The following is a 24045-nucleotide window of genomic DNA, read 5'->3' as shown; positions in this document are numbered from 1 at the left end:
CAATTTTCAAGCCATCCAGGAGACAGCCATGAACAAGCTCTCGATGACCCGCCGTGCTTTCGTCACTTCCGCCAGCGCCGTTGGCCTGGTCGGCGTCTCCAGCCTGGCGCTGCCATACTATTCGCGCGCCAACCAGCGCCCGGCCTTCACCCATGGGGTCCAGTCAGGCGATGTCGACGCCACCAGCGGCATGGTGTGGACGCGCACCGACCGACCGTCGCGCGTCATGTTCGAAGTGTCTTCGACCGAAAGTTTCACCGACGCCGTCCGCCTGGCGCCGCTCGATACCTCGCCGGCCAGCGACTACACGGTCAAGCGTCTGCTCACCGACCTCGCTTCCGACCAGGACATCTTCTATCGCATGACGGCCGCCGATCTCGCCGACATCAACGCCGTCTCCGAGCCGATCATCGGCCGTTTCCGCACCGCGCCCGCTTCCAGGCGCGACGTCAAGTTCGCCTGGTCGGGCGACACCGCCGGCCAGGGCTGGGGCATCGACGAGACCGGCATGAAGACCTACGCCACGATCGGCAAGCACACGCCCGATTTCTTCCTGCATTCGGGCGACACCATCTATGCCGACGGCGCCATGAAGGACGAGGTCGACCTGCCCGGCGGCGGCAAGTGGAAGAACGTCGTGCTGATCGACGGCAAGCGCAAGGTCGCCGAGACACTGGAGGAATACCGGGACCAGTGGAAATACAACATGATGGACAAGAACGTGCTGAGCCTCAGCGCTATCTGCCCGACCTTCTACCAGTGGGACGACCACGAAGTGCTGAACAACTGGTCGGATTCGAAGGATCTCAGCGCCGACAACCGCTACACGGAGAAATCCATCCATGTTCTGGCGGCACGTGCGGCGCGCGCCTTCCATGAAATGACGACGATCCGCTACGAACCGTCCGAGCCCGGCCGCGTCTATCGCAAGATTGCCTACGGACCGCTGCTCGACGTGTTCTTCCTCGACATGCGTTCGTATCGCGGCCCCAACGGTCCGGACATGCAGGACGAGATGACGCCGCAATCGCGTATGCTCGGCGAACAGCAGACGAAATGGCTGAAGCGCGAACTGGCAAACTCGAAGGCGACCTGGAAGATCATCGCCGCCGACATGCCGCTCGGCCTCGTGGTCTGGGACGATGGCGCCAAAAAGGTCGGCGCCGAAGCGGTCAGCAACGGCGACAACGGCCCGGCCAAGGGACGCGAACTCGAGATCGCCGATCTGCTGCGCTTCATCAAGAATGCCGGCATCAGCAACACCGTCTGGCTGACCGCCGACGTGCATTACACCGCCGCGCACTACTACAATCCCGACAAGGCGCAGTTCCAGGATTTCAACCCGTTCTGGGAATTCGTCTCGGGCCCGATCCATGCCGGCACGTTCGGCCCGAACGATTTCGACATGACGTTCGGTCCGGAGCTGAAATTCATCAAGGCGCCGACCGCCGAGCAAGGCCAGAACCTGCCGCCGTCGGCCGGCCTGCAATTCTTCGGGCTGGTCGATATCAACGGCGCCAGCGAGCAGATGACGGTGCGGCTGATGGATCGCGAGGACAACGAGCTCTACAAGGTCACGCTCGACCCGGTGCGGTCGGCGTAAGCCGACTTCGTCATCTCCGGGATGACGACCGCTGCCGGCGGTCGTCAGTCGGGGTAGCAGACCATCGGAATGTTGGGCCAGACGGCGCTGTCGCAGTTGGCAGCGTCCTGCCTTTGCTTGAAGGCGGCGCTAACCGGGCCGGTCACCATCGGGTCGACGCCGTCGGGCGCGTCGGCGAAGACCTGCTCGGCGGATGGCGCATTGGTCGGCAAGGCAGGCCGCGCCTCCTTCTGCGTCGCGGCCGACTGCGCGGCGTTAACCGCCAGTAGGGCGGCAAAGGCAATGGACGCGATGAGCGGCCAAAATCGGTTGAGTTTATCGGTCATGACGTTCGAACTGCCCGGGCCCCGAAAGGTTCCCGCCTTGGTTAACAAAATCATCTCACACGCAGATGCTTAAGATTTGATGAGTATTTGGTGTCGCGCCGCCTCTTTCGCAACTGCGAAAAACCCTGTATGAGCCGCGCAACCGAAAGAGGCAGCGCCTTTTGGCCTGCTGCCCGCAACGCTTCCGAGACCAGAACATGAAAATTCGTAATATCGCGATCATCGCGCACGTCGACCATGGAAAAACCACCCTCGTCGACCAATTGCTCCGGCAATCCGGCTCCTTCCGCGACAATCAGCGCGTCGCCGAGCGCGCCATGGATTCGAACGACCTCGAAAAGGAACGCGGCATCACCATCCTGGCCAAGGCGACCTCGGTCGACTGGAAGGACACCCGCATCAACATCGTCGACACCCCCGGCCACGCCGATTTCGGTGGCGAGGTCGAGCGCATCCTGTCGATGGTGGATTCGGCCATCGTGCTGGTCGACGCCGCCGAGGGACCGATGCCGCAGACCAAGTTCGTCGTCGGCAAGGCGCTCAAGGTCGGCCTGAAGCCGATCGTCGTCATCAACAAGATCGACCGTCCGGACGCCCGCCATGTCGAGGTGGTCAACGAGGTGTTCGACCTGTTCGCGGCGCTCGACGCCACCGACGAGCAGCTCGACTTCCCGATCCTCTACGGTTCAGGCCGCGACGGCTGGGTTTCGGAAAATCCGGAAGGTCCCAAGGACCAGGGCCTGGCGCCGCTGTTCGATCTCGTCATCAAGCATGTGCCGGCGCCGACCGTTCATCCCGGCCCGTTCCGCATGATCGGCACCATCCTGGAAGCCAATCCGTTCCTTGGCCGCATCATCACCGGGCGCATCGAGAGCGGCACGCTGAAGTCCAACCAGCCGGTCAAGGTGCTGCACCATGACGGCACGCTGGTCGAGACCGGCCGTATTTCCAAGATCCTCGCTTTCCGTGGCCTCGAGCGCCAGCCGATCGAAGAAGCCCAGGCGGGCGACATCGTCGCCATTGCCGGCCTGTCGAAGGGCACCGTCGCCGACACGTTCTGCGATCCGGCGGTGACCGAGCCGCTGCATGCGCAGCCGATCGATCCGCCGACCGTGACCATGTCCTTCCTGGTCAACGACAGCCCGCTGGCCGGCACCGAAGGTGACAAGGTGACGAGCCGCGTCATTCGCGACCGCCTCCTGCGCGAGGCCGAAGGCAATGTCGCGCTGAAGATCGAGGAATCGCCCGACAAGGATTCGTTCTTCGTCTCCGGCCGCGGCGAATTGCAGCTGGCCGTGCTGATCGAGACGATGCGCCGCGAAGGTTTTGAGATCGCCGTGTCGCGTCCGCGCGTCGTCATGCAGAAGGGCGAAAACGGCGAATTGCTGGAGCCGGTCGAGGAAGTCGTCATCGACGTCGACGAGGAGCATGCCGGCATCGTCGTGCAGAAGATGTCGGAGCGCAAGGCCGAGATGGTCGAGTTGCGCCCGTCCGGCGGCAACCGCCAGCGCATCGTCTTCCACGCGCCGACGCGCGGCCTGATCGGCTACCAGTCGGAACTGTTGACCGACACGCGCGGCACGGCCGTGATGAACCGGCTGTTCCACGCCTACGAGCCCTACAAGGGCGAATTGCCGGGCCGCACCAATGGCGTGCTGATCTCCAACGAGCAGGGCGAGGCGGTGGCCTATGCCATGTGGAACCTGGAAGACCGCGGCCCGATGGTCATCGACCCGGGCGTCAAGGTCTATCAGGGCATGATCATCGGCATCCACTCCCGTGACAACGACCTCGAAGTGAACGTGCTGAAGGGCAAGAAGCTCACCAACATCCGTGCCGCCGGCAAGGACGAGGCGGTCAAGCTCACCCCGCCGATCCGCATGACGCTGGAACGCGCGCTGGCCTGGATCCAGGACGACGAGCTGGTCGAGGTGACGCCGAAGACCATCCGCCTGCGCAAGCTCTATCTCGACCCGAACGAGCGCAAGCGCTTCGAGAAGTCGGCCAAGGCAGTCGGCGCGGCGTAATCTTTCCCTATTTTCCAACAGTTGAGAGGGGCGGAGCATACATTGGCTCCGCCCCTCTTTTCCATTCATCCACCGGCAGTCCGGATGATGTCCTCCCGATCGGGTTCACCGCCAAGGTCGATCAGGATCGTCCCTCCATCCCGAACCGGTTTGCGCAAGGCTTTCGCGCCTTCCGGATCAACGACCAGCAATCGCCGCTCTTCCATCGCCTGTAGCCGTGATCGCGAAATGCCGAGTTCGCCGGCGAGCAACCGGTCAAGCCGCAGCGATGTCAGCATTTCGAGCCGGAGCTGGAGTTCCAGCCCGGTTGCGCTTTCCCTTGTATCGCCAAGCCTCTGCTTGTGGACGGCGACGTCGGGAAACTCCTCGACACGTCCCACCCTGCTGCGCAGGGCAACGACATCGAAAGCATGGCGCCGGGCGAGTGCGGGATCGTTGCTCTCGAGCGCCGCCAGCCGCTCCGGTTCGATGTCGCGGCGGTTGCAGCGCTCCAGTATGCCGAAATTCCAGGAATTGTCGCAGTCGATGCAGCGATAGATCAGCCAGACGTCGATGCGCTTGCCGTTGGCGTTGACGCGGAACTTCCCGCTGCAGCAATAGGCCTTCACGGTGCCGCAACGGTTGCAGTTGATGAGCGGTCGAGGTGCGGTCTTGGGCGCGATCGCCCAGCGGATACGCGATAGTCCAGACATGCCGATAAGCCCTTCCCGTCGGGAAGTTCATCAGGTCGGCTCTGTCGAGATGCCCATGCGGGCGCGGCGTGGCGATTAGGCTGTGGCGATCGGAAATCAGGTGTCACGGGCGGTCGCGCGCGACAGCGGTTCAGCAGTGCCAAACCGGTCTCGAACCGCCGCCCAGAGGAACACATGAAAATGAAAACAGGCACCGCGAATGCGGCGCCATGCAGTGTGTCGGGGGAGTTGACGAGACCGGCGGTTACGTAGGCAAAGTGAAACTCAAAATTGTTTCGCGGCGGCTCTTCTAGCGGCACCCGATGGGAACGGCAAGGCCTGCAATCGTCGAGGTCGGCGCTGCCCTCATCCGCCTGCCGGCACCTTCTTCCCGTAAACGGGGAGAAGCCCGCGCCCCAAGCCTCGGCACTCCTTCTGCACCGCTGACGGTGGCGAAACCGTCGATGACAGCGTCCTTCTCCCCGTTCGCGGGGAGAAGATGGCGGTAGCCAGATGAGGGGCAGCGCCAACGCCTCTTCAGAGGATGAATTTCGCAGCAGGCCGCAGGGTGGCAAATCGCCGCCGATCAGGTATCGTCCGCTCCCCAACGCTCGAAGGCATTGCCATGCACCTTACCTCGCTCCTGATCTTCGCCGCCGCTTTGTTCGTTGCTGCCGGCTCGCCCGGCCCGTCGATCGCGGCACTCGTCGCTCGCGTCATCTCGAAGGGTTTTCGCGACGTGTTCCCGTTCCTGCTCGCCATGTGGATCGGCGAGGCCATCTGGCTGTCGCTGGCGGTGTTCGGGCTGGCTGTCGTGGCGCAGAGTTTTCACTTCGCCTTCGTCGTGGTGAAATGGGTCGGCGTCGCCTATCTCGCTTACCTCGCCTGGAAGATGTGGACGGCCCCTGTCGACGCGAAGGAGGGCGAGATGCCGCGCGAGGATTCGCCCGCAAAACTGTTCTTCGCCGGCATGGCGGTGACGCTCGGCAATCCCAAGATCATGATGTTTTACCTGGCGCTGCTGCCGACGATCATCGACCTCGCTTCGGTCAGCTTCGTCGGCTGGGTCGAATTGACGGCGACCATGGCCGTGGTGCTGGTCGCCATCGATCTCGCCTGGGTGCTCGCCGCCTCGCAGGCGCGCAAGCTGTTGAAGAGCAAGCGCGCCATGAAAATCGCCAACCGCGTCAGCGCCACGACGATGGCCGGCGCCGCCGCGGCCATCGCGGCGCGGTGATAGAGCACGTACCCGAACCGAAGACCGCGTCAGCGAAAAGCGGGAACCGTTTTTTTGCGACGCTGACCTTCGGTAGGACGCCGCGTCACATCATTTCAATGATAGGCGCGATCTCGACGCTGAAACCTGGGTCCATCAGGATAGGACAGTCCTTGGCCTTGCCGACGGCATCGTCGATGTCTTTTGCTTCGACGACTGTATAGCCTGCGGTTGGATTGCTGCCGCCGTTGTTCTCGACCTTGCCGCCGGGCAGAACCATCTTCGACATGCCGACCGGATTGCCTCCGTCGACCACGGCCGAGCCGAGCTTGCCGTACCAGTTCGTCCAGGCGTCCATTGCCGCTTTCCGCTCGGCCTCCTCGGTCGGCATCTTGCCCGAGCCGTGATAGACGTAGAGAAACTTCGCCATGTTCTCCTCCCTTGATCAGCGGCATGGAACCGGCATGCGGTCATGCCGCCCGCCGATCATCGGACCAAACCGGCAAACAAGCAACGAGAATGCGACATAGCTAATATGCAGGGTGGTTGGCTCGCAACCGCAGTGCTTCACCGCGCCATGGCGTGGTATTCGTCGTTCGGCCGCATGTCGATTGCCGCCGCCACCCGGTTCGACATGTTGAAGAACGAAGCGGTCGAGGCGATGTCCCAGATGTCGCGGTCGGTGAAGCCGACCTTGCGCAGTGCGGCCCGGTCAGCCTCGACGATCTTAGCCGGCTCTTCGGTCAGTTTGACGGCGAATTCGAGCATCGCGGCCTGCTTCGGCGAAAGCTCAGCGGCGCGGAAGTTCATCACCATCATCTCGCCGAGCGCCGGGTCACCTGACAGCTGGCGCACCGCCGCGCCATGCGCGGTCAGGCAATAATAGCAATGGTTGATCGAGGAGACGGCGACCGCGATCATCTCGCGTTCCAGCTTCGACAGGCCGGACTCTCCCAGCATCAGGTCGTTGTACATGTCCGTGAAGGCGCGCAGCTTCTTGTCGTCGAAGGCATAGGCGCGCAGCACGTTGGGGACGAGACCGAGCTTCTCCTCGCATTTGGCGAAATAGGCTTTTGTCGCTTCGCTCAGCTCTCCCGAAGCGAGGTCAAGCGCGGTGATCTTGCCGGTCATGGGTCATTTCTCCTCGGTGGGCGACGGATTGCCGCAGAATTCCGATAATTCTTGGCAAGCCGTCAAACCTTTGTCGCCAAACAGCGGTCATCTGCTACCATAGTCACAAAAGCATGCGACGGGAGGGAATGGCATCATGGCCAGCGTGAAATCCGCTAGCAAGTCGAGGAAGAAGGCCACGTCAGCGGCGAAAACGGAGGAAAGGCCGACCAGGCTTGCCGATTATCTGCTCGCCCGCGCGCCGGCTGAAGACATCGCAACCTATCAAGCGGCCGACCTCGAACGTGCCGCCGAACTCGCCGGCCAGGCGGTTGCCGGCCACAAAAAGGGCGAGTGCGTCGTTGCCGTCGATGCCGATTCAGGCGTTGCCCGCGAGGGCCGCCCGGTGACCGTGATCACCGTCGTCAACGACAACATGCCGTTCCTGTTCGATTCCATTCTCGGCGAGGTCACTGAGACCGCCGGCGAGCCGACCCTGGTCACTCATCCGGTCATCACCGTTCGCCACGGCAAAGGTGGCGTCGAGGAAATCCTCGGCGACGGCAATTTCGCCAAGGACGACGGCAATCACGACCGGCTGAGCGTCATCCATGTCCACATCCCGCGGCTGACCACCGAGCAGGCGACCGGATTGAACGAGCGGCTGCGCAAGATGCTTAGCCAGGTTCACGCCGCCGTCCACGACTGGCGGCCAATGCTGGCCCGCCTCGACCAGGCGATCTCGGAGTTCCGTTATACGGCGGTACCGCTCGACAAGAAGAGCGTTGCCGAGGCGATCGCCTTCCTGGAATGGCTGCGCGACGACAATTTCACCTTCCTCGGCATGCGCGAATTCAAATACACCGGCGGCGAGGAAAGCGGCACGCTGGAGCGCGCCGACAAGCCCGGTCTCGGCATCCTGTCCGATCCCGACGTTCTGGTGCTGAGGCGCGGTACGGAAGCCGTGACGACAACGCCGGAAATCCGTGCCTTCCTGCATGGACCGGAGCCGCTGATCGTTACCAAGGCCAATGCCAAGTCTTCCGTGCACCGCCGCATCTATCTCGATTACATCGGCGTCAAGACCTACACGTCCAAGGGCACGCTAGCGGGCGAATTGCGCATCGTCGGCCTGTTCACCTCGACCGCCTACACGCGCTCGGTGATGAAGATCCCCTATCTCCGGTCAAAGGCCGAAACCATCATCGCCAAGTCCGGCTTCGACCGGCACGACCACTCCGGCAAGGCGCTGATCAATGTGCTGGAGAGCTATCCGCGCGACGAGTTGTTCCAGGTTCCGGTGCCGATCCTGAGGAAGCACGCCGCAGCCATTCTCGGCCTGGTCGAGCGGCCGCGCGTTCGGGCGCTGGTGCGCGCCGACCAGTTCGACCGCTTCGTCTCGATCCTCGTCTTCGTGCCGCGCGACCGCTACGACAGCGTGGTGCGCGAGAAGATCGGCAGCTATCTCAAGACCGTGTTCGAAGGCCGGCTGTCGGCCTATTACCCAGCCTTCCCCGAAGGCGGGCTGGCACGCGTGCATTTCATCATCGGCCGCTCCGGCGGCAAGACGCCAAAGGTCGAGCAAGCGGCGATCGAGGCGGCGATCCGCGACATCGTGCGCACCTGGGAGGATGCCCTTTCCGATGCGGCGGACGCCAATGGCGGCGACCAGGGGTTGAAGGCAATTGCCGCGCGGCTGCCGGAAAGCTACCGCGATTCGTTCAGCGCGGCGGTGGCGCTGGCCGATGCCGGGCGCATCGCCAGGATCAGCGCCGGCAATCCGATCGCCATCGACTATTATCGTGATGCCGAGCAGGAGCCGCACCAGGCGTCGTTGAAGATCTATCACCACGGCAGCCCGGTGGCGCTGTCGCGGCGCGTGCCGGTGCTGGAAAACATCGGCTTCCGCGTCATCAGCGAGCGCACGTTCGAGGTCGGCGACGACCAGTCCGGCATGGTCTTCATCCACGACATGGAGTTGGAGAACAGCTACGGCAAGCCGATCGACCTTGCCGATGGCGGCGCGCTGTTCGAGGACGCGTTCCTGTCCGTCTGGCGCGGCGACGTCGACAATGACGGCTATAACGGCCTCGCCCAGACCGCCGGCCTGTGGTCGGGCGAGATCACCATCCTGCGTGCCTATGGCCGCTATCTGCAGCAGGTCGGCATTCCGCAAAGCCAGGATTTCATCGCCGCCGCGCTCAACCGCTATCCCGACATCGCCCGCGGCCTGCATGCGTTGTTCATCGCCCGGCTTGGCCCGACGGCCGAGACCGAAGGCGTGGTGGCGGCAAAGCACCTCAAGGCCAAGATCAAGGATGCGCTGGAAGATGTGCCGAACATCGACGACGACACCATCATCCGCCGCTACCTCAATTTGATCGAAGCCTCGCTGCGCACCAATCATTTCGTTGCCGATACGAAAGAGAAAGGCCAGTCGCTGGCGATCAAGCTTGATTCGCATGCGGTCGAGGGATTGCCGGCGCCGCGGCCGTGGCGGGAGATCTTCGTCTACGGTTCCGAGGTCGAGGGCCTGCATCTGCGCTTCGGCCCGGTGGCGCGTGGCGGCCTGCGCTGGTCGGACCGCGCCCAGGACTACCGCACCGAGGTGCTCGGCCTGGTCAAGGCACAGCAGGTCAAGAACGCCGTCATCGTGCCGGTTGGCGCCAAGGGCGGTTTCTTCCCCAAGCGCCTGCCGGCGGGCGGCAGCCGTGACGCGATCTTCGAGGCCGGCACCTCGGCCTACAAGAACTTTGTCTCGAGTCTGTTGTCGATCACCGACAATATCGGCCTCGACGGGGTCATCCCGCCAGTCGGCGTCGTGCGCCGCGACCCGGACGATCCCTATTTCGTCGTTGCCGCCGACAAGGGCACGGCGACCTTCTCCGACACCGCGAACGCCATCAGCGAGAAGCACGGCTTCTGGCTCGACGACGCCTTCGCCAGCGGCGGTTCGGCCGGCTACGACCACAAGAAGATGGGCATCACCGCCAAGGGCGCCTGGGAAGCGGTCAAGCGGCATTTCCGCGAGATGAACCGCGACATCCAGACCTCGCCCTTTACCGTCGTCGGTGTCGGCGACATGTCGGGCGACGTGTTCGGCAACGGCATGCTGCTGTCGCCGAAGACCAGGCTGATCGCCGCCTTCGACCATCGCGACATCTTCATCGATCCCGATCCCGATATGGTGGCGTCGATGGCCGAGCGCGAGCGCATGTTCGCCCTGCCGCGTTCGAGCTGGCAGGACTACGACAAGACCAAACTGTCGGAAGGCGGCATCATCGTCTCGCGCAACCAGAAGTCGATCACCTTGCCGGCGGCAGCGGCGGCGGCGATCGGCTTGACCAAGACCACCGCCACGCCGGTTGAGATCATGGGCGCCATCCTCAAGGCGCCGGTAGACCTTTTGTGGTTCGGCGGCATCGGCACGTATCTCAGGGCATCCAGCGAAACCAACGCCGAGGTCGGCGACCGCGCCAATGATGCCGTCCGCATCACTGCGCTCGACGTGCGCGCCAAGGTGATCGGCGAGGGCGCCAATCTCGGCGTGACGCAGCGGGCGCGCATCGAGTTCGGTCTGAATGGCGGCCGCTGCAACTCCGACGCCATCGACAATTCGGGCGGCGTCAACTGCTCCGACGTCGAGGTCAACATCAAGATCGCGCTGGCTTCGGCCATGCGCAAGGGATCGTTGACGCGTCCGGCACGCAACAAGCTGCTGGCCGAAATGACCGACGAGGTTGGCGGACTGGTGCTGTCCAACAATTACGAGCAGACGCTGGCGCTTTCGATCGCTCGCAAGCGCGGCCTCGCCGACATCGCGCATCAGAGCCGTTTCATGACGGCGCTGGAGGCACGCGGCCTGCTCGATCGCGCCGTCGAGACGCTGCCGTCGCCGGCAGCCCTTGCCGAGCGCGAAGCACGCGGCGAACCGCTGACCAGGGCCGAGCTCGGCGTGCTGCTCGCCTATGCCAAGATCGTGCTGTTTTCCGACATCGTCGCCAGCGACGTGCCGGACGACGCGCATTTCGATCGCGACCTGATGGGCTATTTCCCGGACCGGATGGCGAAGAAATACGCCGCCGAAATCCATGGTCACCGGCTGCGCCGCGAGATCATTGCCCGCGTCGTCGCCAACGACCTGGTCAATCGCGGCGGCCCGTCCTTCGTCAACCGGCTGCAGGAAGCGACCGGCCGCACCGCGGCCGATGTGGTGCGCACCTTCGCGGTGGTGCGCGACGGTTTTGCCTTGCCGGCGCTCTATCGCGAGATCGACGCGCTCGACAATCTCATCGACGGCCAGGTGCAGCTCGATCTCTACCAGGCGGTCAGCCGGCTGATCTACGTGACCAGCGGCTGGTATCTCAAGAACGATGCCGGCACCGCACCGCTTGGCCAGCGCATCACTGAGCTGCAGGAAGCGCGCAAGGCACTGGAGCCCAAGCTCGTTTCGCTGCTGCCGGCCTTCTCGCGCGAGCGTATCGAGGAGAAGCGGCACGGGCTGTTCAAGGCCGGCGCGCCGGAAAAGCTGGCCGGGCAATTGGCGCTGAACGAGGTGGCGGAGCTCATCCCCGACATCGCGCTGACGGCGCGTACGGCCGGCGCCGATATCGTCGCCGCGGCCAAGGCGTTCTTCGCGGTCAGCGATGCCTTCCGCATCCCGCGCGTCGAGGACGCGGCGCGCTCGATCACGCCCTCGGACTACTACGATCAGCTGGCGCTATCGCGCGCCACCGACACGATCGGCGCGGCGCGGCGCGGCATTGCTGTCGCGGCACTCACCGGCCATGCGACGGCAGCGGATCCGGTGGCGGCTTGGCTGGAAGCCGGTGGCGAGCGGGTGGCACGCATCCGCGAGCGGCTGCAGGCACTGACCGAAGGCGGCGACATCACCGTGTCGCGGCTGTCGGTCGCGTCCGGGTTGATGAGCGATCTGACGGGGATGTGAGGCCTCGCAAGCTTGGGTTCCTCGCCCCGCCAGAGCGGGGGAGAGGTGGCCGCGAAGCGGTCGGAGAGGGGGCTTCCTAGGGTGAAGCCCTTCCTTGAACGATTACCTGAAACATGGGATGGCGCATTTGCCCCTCTCCGTCTCGGCTTCGCCGAGCCATCTCTCCCCCCACTGCGTGGGGGCGAGGAACCCAAGGGCAATATGGGGCGGCGCCATGCTTGTTCGTTTGCGCCGTCATGAAAAAAGATGCAGACATGGCGCGCGACGCGGGCGGAGCGGATGCTGAGGAGGGGATATGGCCGAGGTAACAGTGCAGCGTGCGTCTGGGCGTGGCATCTGGGGATGGATGTTCTTCGACTGGGCGGCGCAGCCGTTCTTCACCGTCGTCACCACCTTCATCTTCGGCCCCTATTTCGTTTCGCGCATGGCGAGCGATCCCAATACCGGCCAGGCGGTCTGGGGCTACGGCATTGCCGCGGCCGGGCTGGTCATCGCCGTGCTGTCGCCGATCCTCGGCTCGATCGCCGACCAGACCGGACCGCGCAAGCCGTGGATCGGGTTCTTCGCCGCGATCAAGATCACCAGTCTTTGCCTGTTGTGGTTCGCGGCCCCCGGCTCCAACCTGTTCCTGGTCGTGGCCCTGTTCTCGCTGGCCTCGGTGGCGGCCGAATTCTCGACCGTGTTCAACGACTCGATGATGCCGCGGCTGGTGCCGAAAAGCGAAATCGGCCGCATTTCCAACATCGCCTGGGGCCTCGGCTATCTCGGCGGCATGATCGCGCTGATCTTCGTCGTCACCTGCATGGCCGGCTCGCCCGAGACCGGCAAGACGATCATCGGCATCGACCCGCTGTTCGGGCTCGACCCGAAGCTCGGTGAGGACGCGCGCGCAACCGGGCCGCTGTCGGCCGGCTGGTACTTCCTGTTCATCCTGCCGATGTTCTTCTTCACGCCGGATGCCATCAAGGGCATCCCGATCGGGCCCGCGGTGCGCGAAGGCCTGTCGGAGCTGAAATCGACGCTGGCCGAGGTGCGCCAGCGCGGCGGCATCTTCCGCTTCCTCGTCGCCCGCATGATCTATCAGGACGGCGTCAACGCCTTGCTGGCGCTGGGCGGCACCTTTGCGGCGGCGATGTTCCACTGGTCGATCACCGAGATCGGCATGTTCGGCATCATCCTCAATGTCGTCGCCATCCTTGGCTGCTGGGTCGCGGCGCGCCTCGACACCGCACTCGGCTCCAAGGTGGTGGTGATGATTGCGCTGGTCATGCTGTCCATCGCCACCATCGGCGTCGTCTCGACCGGTCCGGGCTTCACGCTGCTCGGCCTGATACAGCTCTCGACGGTCGATTCGGGCGGCCTGTTCGGCACCGCGGCTGAAAAAGCCTACATCATGTATGGCCTGTTGATCGGGCTGGCCTTCGGGCCGGTGCAGGCGTCGTCGCGCTCCTACATGGCACGCAGCGTCACGGCGGCGGAATCCGGCCGCTATTTCGGCATCTATGCGCTGGCCGGACGGGCGACCAGTTTCCTGGCGCCGTTCCTGGTGGCAACCATCACCGCCGTCAGCGACTCGGCGCGGCTCGGCATGGCGGTGATCATCCTGTTCCTGGCCATAGGCATGGCGATCCTGATCAGGACGCCCTATCCGGCGGACCAGCCGGTGGAGTAGAGGCGTTCGATAATTCTACTCCGCTGGCCGCCTGACGCGGTTTTCTGCGCTTCCGGTGCTCACGGACTTGAATGTCCGTTCCGCTCCGGTTCTCGAAACCCACGCCATCCGACTCAGCGGAGCGAATTCTCGGGACGCCTCTTTGCCGGAACTAATGCCGGAAGTGTCTCACGCCAGTAAACACCATGGCGATGCCGTGCGCGTCGGCGGCGGCGATGACGTCGTCGTCGCGCATTGAGCCGCCCGGCTGGATGACGGCGGTGGCGCCGGCTTCGATGGCTGACAGCAATCCGTCGGCGAAGGGGAAGAAAGCGTCGGAGGCGACGACCGAGCCCTTGGTCAGCGGTTCGGCAAGGCCAGCCGCCTCGGCCGCGTCGAGCGCCTTCCTCGCGGCGATGCGCGAGGAATCGACCCGGCTCATCTGGCCGGCGCCGATGCCGACGGTGGCGCCGTCTTTGACGTAGACGATGGCGTTGGACTTGACGTGCTTGGCGATGCGGAAGGCGAATTTCAGGTCGGTCATTTCGGCCGGTGTCGGTGCACGCTTGGTCACCACTTTCAGCTCGAGGTCATCGACCACGGCATTGTCCCTGCCCTGGACGAGCATGCCGCCGGCGACGGATTTGACCGTCATGCCAGGCGTGCGCGGGTCCGGCAGGCCACCGGTCACCAGCAGGCGCAGGTTCTTCTTCGCCGCGATGATTGCGGCTGCTTCGTCGGTTGCGTCGGGCGCGATGATCACCTCGGTGAAGGTTTTCACGATCTCCTTGGCAGCTTCGGCGTCGAGGGTGCGATTCATGGCGACGATGCCGCCGAAGGCCGAGACCGGATCGCAGGCGAGCGCCTTGGCGTAGGCGGCCTTCAGCGACGTGCCTTCGGCCACCCCGCACGGGTTGGCGTGCTTGATGATGGCGACGGCGGCGGAGCGGTTCGGGTCGAACTCGCCGGCCAGTTCGAAGGCGGCGTCGGTGTCGTTGATGTTGTTGTAGGAGAGCTGCTTGCCCTGCAGCTGGCGTGCCGTGGCGACGCCCGGCCGCTTGTCGCCATTGACGTAGAAGCCGGCGCTCTGGTGCGGGTTCTCGCCGTAGCGCATTACCTCGACCAGCCTGCCGCCGAAGGCGCCCCACATCGGATGCTCGATCTCCAGCGCCTCGGCGAACCAGCCGGAGATCGCCGCGTCATAGGTGGCGGTGCGGGCAAACGCCTTGGCCGCCAGCTTCTTGCGGAAATCCAGCGACAGCGAGCCGATGTTCATCTCCAGCGCGTTCAGCACCGAGGCGTAGTCGCCGGGGTCGGTGACGATGGCGACATAGGCATGATTCTTGGCCGAGGCCCGGATCATCGCCGGGCCGCCAATGTCGATGTTCTCGACAATCGCGGCATAGTCGGCGCCGGAGCGGCGGACTTCCTCGAACGGATAGAGGTTGGAGACGACGAGATCGATCGGCTCGATGCCGTATTTGCGCATTGCCGCGGCATGCTCCGGGTCGTCGCGCACGCCAAGCAGCGCGCCATGCACCGACGGATGCAAGGTCTTGACGCGGCCATCCATGATCTCGGGAAAACCGGTGAGCTCGGAGACATCACGCACGGCCAGGCCGGCCTCGGCGATCGCCTTTGCCGTGCCGCCGGTCGAGACCAGCTCGACGCCGGCGGCCGCCAGCGCCTTGGCGAAATCGATCAGTCCGGTCTTGTCGAAAACGGAGAGCAGGGCGCGACGGACCGGAACGAGGTCGGGTGCTGGAATGTTCTTGGCGGCGACGGCCATGGGCTGGCGGCCTTTCACGGCTGGTGTGGTGGGTGCCCGCGCCCTAGCACAGGATATCGGGAAATCAAACCGGAAGCGCTGCCTGGCTCTTGTTGCCGCATGATGTTTATCCGAAAAGTCTGCAACTTTTCGGCCTCATGCGCGAGGCAGATACGATCAGTTGTTTTCCGGGTAACCGGCGATGCTGGTGCGCGTCAGTTGCCACTGGACTTCGGCGACTTCCGAGGCCTTGAAGGCAAGCACGATCTGGCGGCTGCGGCGCGGGCCGCCAAGACCGGCGAAATAGATCGATTCCTCGACCTCCGGCACCACTTCGCTGGAGGTGAACACCCAGGTGTCGGCCTGATCGCCGGCCAGGACCAGTCGATCGTGCTCGTCCTGCAGCAGATTGACGTCGGGGTGGACGTGGAAGCGGACGGTGACGAAGTCGCGGCCGTTGTTGCGGATCGTGGCATTGCCGGGCCGCTGGAAGCGATCCCTACCGGTCAGCACGTTGCCGTTCGACGACAATTTCAGCTCGCGCTCGTGCACGAAGCCGAAGCGTGGGACATAGCCGTCATGACGGGCGATGAAACCCTGAACGCCCTTCTGGTCGACGCGCTTGCATTGCACATGTTGCGGGCCGCCGATCAACGGCGAGCCGAGCAGGTCGTTGACGCGCAGCGAATGGGTGAAGCGTGCCGACGAGGTGTCGTTGATGGTGGCGGTCGAGTGCGCGGCGGTGGCGCGTGCCAGCGGCCGGAACTCGGCGACGCCATAGGTGTCGATGCCGGCGTTGACGATGTAGTGCTGGCGGCCGGAAGACAGTTCGAAGGCGAGGCAGCCAGCATGCGCGGCATTGGACACGTCGACCGGCGGCGGCAGGCCGGTGTCGGCGATAACCGTGACGCCGCCCATCGACAGGCGCTCATAGCCGGAATGCGGCGCATGCAGCAGCGGCGAGCCGGCGGTGTCGTCGTGACGCAGGATGGTGGCGATCCGGTCGTGGATGGTGGCGCCCATGCCGTTGAAGCGGGCGAGACTGCCGTCCTGATGGCGGAAGAAGCGCAGCGCCGGCAGCATGCGGTCGATGGCGCCGATGAGGGCCTGCGGCGGCGTTTCGGCCTGGTTGGCATAGGTCTGACGCAGCGGCAAAAGGTCGGCGAGGATTTCCAGGACGACCATCGGATTGCGCGAAATGTGGCCGCCGTCGGCAAGGATTTGGCGGTCGAGCTCCCCGGCAAGGTTGCGGGTGGCGCCGCGCAGCGCCGATGCCGGCGCCGGCAAGGACAGGGCGGCGAAGGCCAGCGCGATGCGGGCGCGCAGCCTGTCCTTGCCATCCGGCATTTCGCGCGTCATCGACCTGAGGTAGCGGATCTGGACGGCAAGCGACTTCAGGAAGGCGCGGTAGAAGGGGAATTCGGCGCCCTGCAGCACGACAGGGGAATGCTGCAGCCAGGCGATGATGCGCTTGGCCGTCGTGCCGGGCTCCCAGGCGATGCCGGAAATATGGCTGCCATGCATGGTGATCCAGTCGGAGACCAGCGCGCGGGCATTGGCGGCGGCGAGCTCAGTGCCGGCGGCACGCATGTGGCGCAGCCAGCGAAAGCCGTGCAGCGTCTTTTGCCAGCCATGGTTGGGCACGTTGATCTGGAAGGGCGACTTGCCGCCGGTCTCGACCAGATGCCCCGACAAGGGATAACGGCCGTAGTAGATCTCGAGCGCGATCTGGGGGTCGGCCAGACGCAGGTCCGGCGGCGCGATCAGCACACGTTCGGGCGTGCGGCCGGAATAGCGCCAACGATACATCGGCCCGGCACGCAGGCGCCGGCGCGTTTTGCGCCAGAACTCCTTCGCGACAAGCGTCCATAGACGCGTCGTGTTGCTGGCAGCAAGTGCCAAATCCCCTCCTGATCGTCCTCTACCCCGGCGCAAGTTTACATGATTGCACGACTCGTGCGAAGGCGAATTCCATCGGGCGGCGCCGGTCACCCGGTTTTGCCCCCGACCCTCCCTAAAAAAGTCAGTAAATCCGGGTGGTTAAATCCTTAGCCGGCTCGGCGTATGCGGGCGGCGAAGAAGCCGTCCAGGCCCGAGCGTTCCGGCGCGCCGAGGTCCAGATCGGCGGGCGTGGTGCGCAGCGTGCCTTGCGGCGTCAGGAACGGATCGATGCCGGCGATCTCTCCTTGCTGCAGCGGATCGTTGGCTGTTTCAGCCGTGCAGGCCAGAAAGGCGCGATAGAGGTCCTCGCCCTCGATCGGGTCGAGCGAACAGTTGGAAAAGACGATCCTGCCGCCGGGTTTTACCAGCGTGACGGCGCGGGCGAGCAGCCTGCGTTGCAGGTCGGCGAGCTTCTCGACATCGGCCGCCGTCTTGGTCCACGGCACGTCGGGATGCCGCCGCACCGTGCCGGTCGATGAGCAGGGCGCGTCGAGGAGCACGGCGTCGAACAATTCCTCCGGCTCGTACTTGAGCAGGTCGGCCTGGACGATGTCGGCCGACAGGCCGAGACGTTCGAGATTTTGCGTCAGCCGCGCCAGCCGGTTTTTCGAGGTGTCGACGGCGGTGACCTTGGCGCCGGCGAGAATGAGCTGAGCGGTCTTGCCGCCAGGGGCGGCACAGAGATCGACGACGCGGAGCCCTCTGACATCGCCGAACAGCCGCGCTGGCAGGCTGGCCGCGGTGTCCTGGACCCACCAGGCGCCATCGGCAAAGCCGGGCAATTCGGTGACCGGTCCGGCAAGCTTTTCCACGCGCACCGTGCCGGTCGGCAGGACGATGCCGCCAAGCCGTTCGGCCCAGACTTCGGGATCGGCCTTGACCGAGAAATCGACCGGCGCCTCGTGCCGATGGGCGGCGAGAATCTGTGTGGCCTTCTCATTGCCATAGGCAGCCTTCAGCCGGTCGGAAAACCATTTCGGCGCTTCGTCGGTAGCGGCAAGGGTTGTCGGAAGTTCGGCTTCCTTGATCCGCGCGAGCGTGCGCAGCACGCCGTTGACCAGGCCGGAAAAGCGCACCGTGCGCGGGTCGGACTTGGCGTGGGTCACGGCCAGGTCGACGGCGGCGCTGTCGGGAATGTCGAGGAACAGGATCTGCGCGGCCGCCACATGCAATATGTGCGACAGCGCGGTGGCGTTGGGCGGCAGCGGCTTTTCCAGGCGCCGCGCCAGCAGCCCGGTGATGGTCATGCGATAGCGCAGTGCGGTGACCAGAATGGCGCGCACCAGGCCGCGATCGCGCAGGTCGAGGGCCTTGTATTGCGGGTGGCCGTTTTCATGATCGGTCAGTCCGTCGAGTGGCGTCCTGGCGTCGATGACAGCGGCAAGCAGGCGTGCAGCCGCCTTGCGGGCGGCGAGACCGGCAACGAAGTCGCCTCCGGCATTGTGTTCCGGATCGCCTGAAACGGTGCGTCGAGGTCCTCTGTCCGCCACGCTCACGACCACCGGCCTTTGGGCCGGGTCGGGTTGCGCCCCCACGGATTGGGCTTCGGCCCGGCCGGTTCTGCCGGCTGCTCGGGCCGAGCTGCCTGGTCCCACGGGCCCGATGGCTGCTGTTCGTCCGCCTGCCGCGGCATCGGCGCCTGGCGCGGTGCGACCCGAGTGTCGCCGCCTTCCATCTCGCGCGCCATCGCTTGCAGCGCGGCGATGCGGTTTTCGGTGCTCGGGTGGGTGGAAAACAGACTGTCCATGCGCTCGCCGGAAAGAGGATTGATGATGAAGAGATGCGCCATCGCCGGATTGCGCTCGGCATCGGGGTTAGGAATGCGTTCGGCGCCGCGGGCGATCTTGTCAAGGGCGGACGCCAGCCAGAGCGGGTGTCCACAGATTTCGGCGCCGCGCCGGTCGGCCTCGTATTCGCGGGTGCGGCTGACCGCCATCTGCACGATCATCGCCGCGAAGGGCGCCACGATCATCGCCGCCAGCACGCCGACAAAGCCGAACGGATTGTTGTTGTCGCGGTTGCCGCCGAGGAAGAAGGCGAAATTGCCGAGCATCGAGATGGCGCCGGCAAAGGTGGCGACGATCGTCATGGTCAGCGTGTCGCGGTGCTGCACATGGGCGAGCTCGTGCGCCATCACTGCAGCGACTTCTTCATGGCTCAGCCGCTGCAGCAGGCCAGTGGAGGCGGCAACCGCCGCATTCTGCGGGTTGCGGCCGGTGGCGAAGGCGTTCGGCTGCGGATTGTCGATCAGATAGGTCTTCGGCATCGGCAGGCCGGCCTGTTGGGCCAGTGACTGAACGATGGCGTAATATTCGGGCGCGTTCTTTTCGTCGACCTCGACGGCGCGGTTCATCGACAGCACCATCTTGTCGGCGTTCCAGTAGCTGAACAGATTGGTGCCGGCGGCGATGACCAGCGCGATCATCATGCCGCCCGATCCGCCGATCAAAAAGCCGACTCCCATGAACAGCGCCGTCATCGCGGCAAGAAGCATGGCGGTGCGAAGTGTGTTCATCGTCTGCTCCTGTCCAGCTGGTGAAGGGGGCTCGATCCCTGTGGGCTCATCGCTATATGATGGGAAATGCCAGTTCCCGTTTCAATCCGCCGGAAATATCGCATGAACGACGAAACCAGTAAAACCGATGCCGACCTTGGCCATGACGTCCAGCCAAAGGCGCTGACGCCGGAAGCCAGCCGTGCCCTCGCGGAAGCCGAAGCAAGGCGGGTGAAGTATCTGGAGAAGGAAGCCGCGGCGCCGAAGGAAATCGGCGGCCGTGGCGGCAAGGAACCCGGCCGCTACGGCGACTGGGAGGTCAAGGGCCTGACCAGCGATTTCTAGGCGTTTGCCAGGCCTTGTTTTTAGGCATGTCGCTGTCCCAAAACCGCTGCGCACCCTCGGGTCAGGCCGTGGGCATGCCTTTGGGCGACCTGCATCAGGAAGCCGCGGCGCTTTGGATACGCTCCAGACCAAGCCGGCCCTGGGCGTCGGTGACTGCCGTCAGGTTGCTGTAGTCAAAAGTGGTTTCGTGCGGCGTTTCCATCTTGTACTGATGTGTCGCGGTGATCACCACCACCGTAGCGCCGGCCGCCTCGCCCGCCTGGATGCCCGGCGTTGCGTCCTCGAAAACCACGCAGTCGTGAGCGTCGAAGCCAAGCCGTTCGGCCGCCAACAGGAAGCAGTCGGGGGCAGGCTTGCCGTGAACCACGTCTTCCGCCGTGACCATCGTCGCCGGACGCGGGATGCCCGCCGCTTCGATCCGCACCAGCGCAAGCGCGAGCGGCGATGAGGTGACGATCGCCCAGCGCTGCGGCGGCAACGAAGCCAGGAAAGCAGCGGCGCCGGCGATGGCATTGACCCCTTCGACATCGGCGATTTCGGCCCGCGTAATCTCGTTCGCCTCGTGCTGTGGGTCGACCCCGGGAAGCGCCAGCCGGCGGACGGTCTCGATCGCCCGCCTGCCATGCATCGTTGGCAGGAAAGCCGCCACGTCGAGGCCGTGCCCCATCGCCCAATTGCTCCAGACGCGTTCCGCGGCAGCGGTCGAATTGAGCAGCGTGCCGTCCATATCGAAGAGGAAGGCCGCGAATTTTTTGCCTGCGAACATGGTTTTCCTTGAGTTGGGGGGGAGCGCTTGCGGCGATCGCCGAACCTAACGTTGCGGCCTCTTTATGGGAAGGTGCGAGGGATCATCTTTTCGATGATTCCAGGGAACCACAGCCCGGCTCTCGCGTTTCAACAAAACTGTTTTCCGCGATAATCGAGGGGGGACTGCGATGCTGATCCGGCTCGGCTACGAAATCGCCATCGAATGCACCGCGGCCACCCCGGTGATTTCACTGCTCGAGATCCACAAGGACAGGCAGGCCGACATCAAGCGGCAGACGCGGGTGCTGACGTCGCCTGCCGTGCCGACTAGGCTCTACCACGATCTGCATGGCAATGCCTGCCGTCGCTTCACCGCGCCCGCCGGCGGCTTTCGCATTCTTTACGATGCAGTCATCGAGGACAGCGGCGAGACCGACGAAGTCAACACACTGGCCAGGGAAGTGCCGGTGGCGGAACTGCCGGACGAGGTGCTCGGTTATCTCCTCGGCAGCCGCTATTGCGAGACCGATCATCTGAGCGCCCTAGCATGGCAGCTTTTCGGCCATGTCCCCTCGGGTTGGGCGCGGGTGCGGGCGATCGTCGACTATGTCCACAACCGGCTATCGTTCGGCTATGGCTATGCGCGTCCGACCCGCACCGCGGCCCAGGCGCATGAGGAACGCGTCGGCGTCTGCCGCGACTTTGCTCATCTGGCGATCACGCTCTGCCGCTGCATGAACATTCCGGCGCGCTATGTGAACGGCTATCTCGGCGACATCGGCGTGCCGATCGATCCGGCGCCGATGGATTTCTCGGCGTGGCTGGAAGTGTTCCTCGACGGCAAATGGTACACGTTCGATCCCCGCCACAACACGCCGAGGATCGGTCGCGTCGTCATCGCGCGCGGCCGCGATGCCACCGACGTACCGCTGCTGCACAGCTTCGGCCCGCACCGGCTGAGCCTGTTCAAGGTGTGGACCTATGAGCAGGAAGGCAATCTGTTCAACCCGCCCTATCACGGCATCGACAGGACCGTCAGCGCGCAAATGCTTGCCTAAGGTGTGCAGATATTCAGGTGAAGCCGGCCTGACCTCAATCGCAACACACCCTAGGTCCCGGCAGCCGCATCATTTTGCACTTCGTTTTCGGGACAGCTGCGATTTAGGAACAGCTGGTCCGCTTCGGCACAGAAGTCCTGTGCCGCAACAGGACGTCATCGTGCATTCCGGGATCCCTTGGTCTGATCATGGTAAGCGGCTCGTAAACGAAGCCGCAAGATCGTTTTTCTGTTTACCAGTCGTTCACCTTTACGCAGCTCGAAACCAAACAAAAACAACAAGTTGTTGGCACACGGCTGGTCTTCTGCCCCGTGGCGGCGTCACCCGGCTGGAATCCTGCATTGTCCTTCCCGCGGCGACGAGGCCGAGGCGAGTGGAGGCTGTAGGATGCGGAATTACGGGGGTCTTGTTCACGCGGTTGGCGTCTTCGCCAGACATCGCGGTGGAAATTTCGCGGTCCTGTTCGGCCTTACCGCCTCGGTCTTGGCGCTAGCTATTGGCTTTTCCGTCAATGTAACGCAGCTCTACAATGCCAGATCGAGCCTGCAGGGCGTGGTCGACGCCGCTGTGACGTCGACGGCGCGCGACCTGACGACCGGCGTCACTAGGGAAGCCGATGCCAACGCATCGGTGCAGGCCTTTCTCGACGCCAACAGCCAGGCAGGCATCCTGCCGGCCGACCAGATCGTCATGGACAGGCTGATTGTCAACAGGACCGCCAAGACGGTCCAGGCGGACGCCCATGTCGATGTCGCCCTGTATTTCCCGATTTTCAACATGGGTGACATGAAACGCGTCGCCGCTTCCACAACGGCGCTCTACTCGGACAAGACCATCGAAGTGGCGATGATGCTCGATGTGACCGGGTCGATGGGGCCGAATGTATGGGCCAAGACCAACAAGATCGGCGACCTGAAAGTCGCCGCGTCTGGGGCTGTCAAGGATCTGCTGGACAACAACATCGATCCGAAAAATCCGCGTGTGCATGTGGCGATTGTTCCCTATGCCGAAGCAGTGAACACTGGCGGTCTTGCTGACAGCGTCTTCGTCGAGACGAAGGGCGGGCCGGATCTGCCGCCACCTGTGGATGCTCCGGTTTCAGTGTCGGTGACACCAGCGCCGGACAAATGTGCCACCGAACGCAAGGACAAGGATGGCTATGCCGACACTTCGTCCGACGGGCCTTTCACATCGCGGTGGGACAACAATGGCAAAGAGTACCTGGCCAAAATCAATCGGGACGATCACATGAAAACCTGCCCGACGCCGGAACTCATCCCGCTGTCGGCCGACGAGGACAAGCTGCTCGACACAATCGACGATTTCAGCGCGGCTGGCGTGACCGCCGGCGGCATCGCTGCGCAGTGGGGCTACTACATGCTTTCACCCTCGTGGCGCTCGACCATCGTCAATGCCGGGCTCGGTGCGGGTCCCGCCAATTTCGACAAGAGGAAAGTCGCCAAGGTCGCCATCCTGATGACCGACGGCCAGTTCAACACAGCCTTCGCCGGCGGGCGCGGTGCGCCAAATTCACAGAATGCGGGCCAGATGTCGCGCGGCAATGCCGAAGGCATTTGCGGTGAGATGAAGCGCGACGGTATCGAGATCTTCACGATCGGCTTCGACTTGAACGATCCGACCATGACGGTGACCGAACGGGACCAGGCAAAAAGCGTGCTTCAGGACTGCTCCACGGCGGACACGTCGTCTCTGAAACACTATTACGAGGCTGCCACCGGCGCGGAATTGAAGCAGGCGTTCGACGACATCGTCCGGAACATCGAGAAGATCACCGTCGCCAAATGAGTCGTTGAGAAGCCGGGCAGTTCTGCGTGATTTTGGTCCAAAAGGAAAAGGCCGCCGCTTCCTTCGAAGCCGCGGCCTTCCGTGTTTCCGTCCGTGGCGCGGCCAATGGCGGCGACCTGTGAGGTCACCCGCCGCGCATCTCGCGCCTTAACGGGAAGACTGCTTCCCGAAAGTGCAATCCGCTGAGGCCACGTTCTGGAAAACGAAATCACTCGACATCGGATCACCTCCTTTCGATTTGTTGAACACACCGAGATGATGGGGTCTGATTTGGCAAATGGCAAGGCGGCTCCGTCAAAAAGCCGGATGTGTGTCTTTCCAGACAGGCTGGCCA

The 24045-nt window shown here is 64.1% G+C and carries 17 protein-coding genes; 8 read left to right on the top strand and 9 right to left on the bottom strand.

The features are described from left to right. Nucleotides 1–28: 28 nt before the first annotated feature. Nucleotides 29–1603 (top strand): alkaline phosphatase D family protein, encoded by a 1575-nt coding sequence (locus ACFFNA_RS20615; protein WP_111548565.1) that lies wholly within the window; start codon nt 29–31, stop codon nt 1601–1603. Nucleotides 1604–1647: 44 nt separating this feature from the next. On the opposite strand, the gene ACFFNA_RS20610 is transcribed toward ACFFNA_RS20615, so the two are convergent. Continuing rightward, complete coding sequence (locus tag ACFFNA_RS20610; RefSeq protein ID WP_245446359.1) at nt 1648–1929, bottom strand: hypothetical protein; 282 nt, start codon at nt 1927–1929, stop codon at nt 1648–1650. Between the two features lie 197 nt (nt 1930–2126). On the opposite strand from ACFFNA_RS20610, the gene typA reads away from it, so the two are divergent. Further along, the gene (typA, locus tag ACFFNA_RS20605; protein WP_378921149.1) at nt 2127–3956 is read left to right on the top strand and encodes a translational GTPase TypA; all 1830 of its coding nucleotides are present in this window, start codon (nt 2127–2129) and stop codon (nt 3954–3956) included. A gap of 65 nt (nt 3957–4021) precedes the next feature. On the opposite strand, the gene ACFFNA_RS20600 is transcribed toward typA, so the two are convergent. Continuing rightward, nucleotides 4022–4648 carry a DUF1062 domain-containing protein gene (locus tag ACFFNA_RS20600; RefSeq protein WP_378921147.1) on the bottom strand — a complete coding sequence of 209 codons (627 nt, stop codon included), beginning with the start codon at nt 4646–4648 and terminating at the stop codon, nt 4022–4024. A 604-nt stretch (nt 4649–5252) separates the two neighbouring features. Here ACFFNA_RS20600 and ACFFNA_RS20595 point away from each other — a divergent pair. Next, nucleotides 5253–5864, top strand: a complete 612-nt coding sequence (locus ACFFNA_RS20595) for a LysE family translocator (protein WP_378921145.1) — start codon at nt 5253–5255, stop codon at nt 5862–5864. Between the two features lie 85 nt (nt 5865–5949). Here ACFFNA_RS20595 and ACFFNA_RS20590 read toward each other — a convergent pair whose 3' ends face one another. Both ACFFNA_RS20590 and ACFFNA_RS20585 read right to left on the bottom strand, forming a co-directional pair. Then, nucleotides 5950–6273: a YciI family protein gene (locus ACFFNA_RS20590; protein WP_378921143.1), complete on the bottom strand. Its 324-nt coding sequence runs from the start codon at nt 6271–6273 to the stop codon at nt 5950–5952. Nucleotides 6274–6410: 137 nt separating this feature from the next. Beyond that, nucleotides 6411–6974 (bottom strand): peroxidase-related enzyme, encoded by a 564-nt coding sequence (locus ACFFNA_RS20585; protein WP_378921141.1) that lies wholly within the window; start codon nt 6972–6974, stop codon nt 6411–6413. Nucleotides 6975–7110: 136 nt separating this feature from the next. Between ACFFNA_RS20585 and ACFFNA_RS20580 the strand changes: the two genes are divergently transcribed. Together ACFFNA_RS20580 and ACFFNA_RS20575 are read left to right on the top strand one after the other, a co-directional pair. Then, nucleotides 7111–11901 (top strand): NAD-glutamate dehydrogenase, encoded by a 4791-nt coding sequence (locus ACFFNA_RS20580; RefSeq protein ID WP_378921139.1) that lies wholly within the window; start codon nt 7111–7113, stop codon nt 11899–11901. A gap of 295 nt (nt 11902–12196) precedes the next feature. After that, entirely contained in the window at nt 12197–13573 is a 1377-nt protein-coding gene (locus ACFFNA_RS20575; protein WP_378921137.1) for an MFS transporter, read from the top strand. A 151-nt stretch (nt 13574–13724) separates the two neighbouring features. On the opposite strand, the gene purH is transcribed toward ACFFNA_RS20575, so the two are convergent. From purH to htpX, 4 genes are all read right to left on the bottom strand, one after another. Continuing rightward, on the bottom strand, nt 13725–15341 hold the full coding sequence (purH, locus tag ACFFNA_RS20570; protein ID WP_378921135.1) for a bifunctional phosphoribosylaminoimidazolecarboxamide formyltransferase/IMP cyclohydrolase: 1617 nt from the start codon (nt 15339–15341) through the stop codon (nt 13725–13727). A gap of 156 nt (nt 15342–15497) precedes the next feature. Next, complete coding sequence (locus ACFFNA_RS20565) at nt 15498–17222, bottom strand: heparinase II/III family protein (protein WP_378921133.1); 1725 nt, start codon at nt 17220–17222, stop codon at nt 15498–15500. Nucleotides 17223–17368: 146 nt separating this feature from the next. Further along, nucleotides 17369–18757, bottom strand: coding sequence for an RsmB/NOP family class I SAM-dependent RNA methyltransferase (locus ACFFNA_RS20560; RefSeq protein ID WP_378921131.1), 1389 nt, complete (start codon nt 18755–18757; stop codon nt 17369–17371). Further along, nucleotides 18754–19776: a zinc metalloprotease HtpX gene (gene htpX, locus ACFFNA_RS20555; RefSeq protein WP_378921129.1), complete on the bottom strand. Its 1023-nt coding sequence runs from the start codon at nt 19774–19776 to the stop codon at nt 18754–18756. The genes ACFFNA_RS20560 and htpX overlap by 4 nt, the downstream gene beginning before the upstream one ends. Nucleotides 19777–19878: 102 nt before the next feature. Between htpX and ACFFNA_RS20550 the strand changes: the two genes are divergently transcribed. Next, nucleotides 19879–20100 (top strand): DUF1674 domain-containing protein, encoded by a 222-nt coding sequence (locus tag ACFFNA_RS20550; RefSeq protein ID WP_111548414.1) that lies wholly within the window; start codon nt 19879–19881, stop codon nt 20098–20100. Between the two features lie 94 nt (nt 20101–20194). Here ACFFNA_RS20550 and ACFFNA_RS20545 read toward each other — a convergent pair whose 3' ends face one another. Then, nucleotides 20195–20866, bottom strand: a complete 672-nt coding sequence (locus ACFFNA_RS20545) for an HAD-IA family hydrolase (protein WP_378921127.1) — start codon at nt 20864–20866, stop codon at nt 20195–20197. A gap of 169 nt (nt 20867–21035) precedes the next feature. Between ACFFNA_RS20545 and ACFFNA_RS20540 the strand changes: the two genes are divergently transcribed. Beyond that, nucleotides 21036–21905 (top strand): transglutaminase-like domain-containing protein, encoded by an 870-nt coding sequence (locus tag ACFFNA_RS20540; protein ID WP_378921125.1) that lies wholly within the window; start codon nt 21036–21038, stop codon nt 21903–21905. Nucleotides 21906–22292: 387 nt separating this feature from the next. Further along, a complete protein-coding gene (locus ACFFNA_RS20535) occupies nt 22293–23711 on the top strand; it encodes a pilus assembly protein TadG-related protein (RefSeq protein ID WP_378921123.1) in 1419 nt (472 codons plus the stop codon). Nucleotides 23712–24045 lie beyond the last annotated feature (334 nt).

The organism is Mesorhizobium kowhaii, from assembly GCF_042431665.1.
GTDB lineage: Bacteria > Pseudomonadota > Alphaproteobacteria > Rhizobiales > Rhizobiaceae > Mesorhizobium > Mesorhizobium kowhaii.
Note: the sequence above shows the minus strand (reverse complement) of the source record. Positions and strands in the feature narration are given on the sequence as shown.

What these genes read in the sequence shown, in the direction of transcription:
- ACFFNA_RS20615 (WP_111548565.1), top strand. Translation starts at nt 29, where the DNA reads ATGAACAAGCTCTCGATGACCCGCCGTGCTTTCGTCACTTCCGCCAGC.
- ACFFNA_RS20610 (WP_245446359.1), bottom strand. Translation starts at nt 1,929, where the DNA reads ATGACCGATAAACTCAACCGATTTTGGCCGCTCATCGCGTCCATTGCC.
- typA (WP_378921149.1), top strand. Translation starts at nt 2,127, where the DNA reads ATGAAAATTCGTAATATCGCGATCATCGCGCACGTCGACCATGGAAAA.
- ACFFNA_RS20600 (WP_378921147.1), bottom strand. Translation starts at nt 4,648, where the DNA reads ATGTCTGGACTATCGCGTATCCGCTGGGCGATCGCGCCCAAGACCGCA.
- ACFFNA_RS20595 (WP_378921145.1), top strand. Translation starts at nt 5,253, where the DNA reads ATGCACCTTACCTCGCTCCTGATCTTCGCCGCCGCTTTGTTCGTTGCT.
- ACFFNA_RS20590 (WP_378921143.1), bottom strand. Translation starts at nt 6,273, where the DNA reads ATGGCGAAGTTTCTCTACGTCTATCACGGCTCGGGCAAGATGCCGACC.
- ACFFNA_RS20585 (WP_378921141.1), bottom strand. Translation starts at nt 6,974, where the DNA reads ATGACCGGCAAGATCACCGCGCTTGACCTCGCTTCGGGAGAGCTGAGC.
- ACFFNA_RS20580 (WP_378921139.1), top strand. Translation starts at nt 7,111, where the DNA reads ATGGCCAGCGTGAAATCCGCTAGCAAGTCGAGGAAGAAGGCCACGTCA.
- ACFFNA_RS20575 (WP_378921137.1), top strand. Translation starts at nt 12,197, where the DNA reads ATGGCCGAGGTAACAGTGCAGCGTGCGTCTGGGCGTGGCATCTGGGGA.
- purH (WP_378921135.1), bottom strand. Translation starts at nt 15,341, where the DNA reads ATGGCCGTCGCCGCCAAGAACATTCCAGCACCCGACCTCGTTCCGGTC.
- htpX (WP_378921129.1), bottom strand. Translation starts at nt 19,776, where the DNA reads ATGAACACACTTCGCACCGCCATGCTTCTTGCCGCGATGACGGCGCTG.
- ACFFNA_RS20550 (WP_111548414.1), top strand. Translation starts at nt 19,879, where the DNA reads ATGAACGACGAAACCAGTAAAACCGATGCCGACCTTGGCCATGACGTC.
- ACFFNA_RS20545 (WP_378921127.1), bottom strand. Translation starts at nt 20,866, where the DNA reads ATGTTCGCAGGCAAAAAATTCGCGGCCTTCCTCTTCGATATGGACGGC.
- ACFFNA_RS20540 (WP_378921125.1), top strand. Translation starts at nt 21,036, where the DNA reads ATGCTGATCCGGCTCGGCTACGAAATCGCCATCGAATGCACCGCGGCC.
- ACFFNA_RS20535 (WP_378921123.1), top strand. Translation starts at nt 22,293, where the DNA reads ATGCGGAATTACGGGGGTCTTGTTCACGCGGTTGGCGTCTTCGCCAGA.